This is a genomic window from Adlercreutzia equolifaciens (assembly GCF_029076695.1).
GTDB lineage: Bacteria > Actinomycetota > Coriobacteriia > Coriobacteriales > Eggerthellaceae > Adlercreutzia > Adlercreutzia equolifaciens_A.
Window position 1 is genome coordinate 1 of record NZ_JARFIK010000446.1, and the last position, 297, is coordinate 297.

Here is a 297-nt window from a genome sequence, read left to right on the forward strand (position 1 = left end):
TGCCATCAATGACTCCCTTTCTTCGTTGCAGCAGCGCCATTCGCTGCAGCGGCCCCATTTGCCGCCACCGCGCCCTCTGTTGTCGCCGAGCAGCCAAGGTCGCTGGCGGTGTCACCCGCCGTCGCGGTACCCGCGGCTGCCGCGTCGTCCAGGACGCTGGCCGCCTCTGCCTGGGCCGATTGCGCTTCGGCCTGGGCCTTCGCCGCCCGGGCACTGGAGCGCTCGGCCTCGGCCTGAGCCTTGGCCGCCGCCGAAACGGCCATCTGGCTTTGGGCGTTCGCCGCTTCCGAAGCCTCC

The 297-nt window shown here is 71.0% G+C and carries 1 protein-coding gene; it reads right to left on the reverse strand.

The window, feature by feature from the left end; genetic code table 11:
* Positions 1 to 5 precede the first annotated feature (5 nt).
* Positions 6 to 297: hypothetical protein (locus tag PZH32_RS13110; protein WP_275208689.1), on the reverse strand; the 292-nt coding region annotated here is incomplete at its 5' end.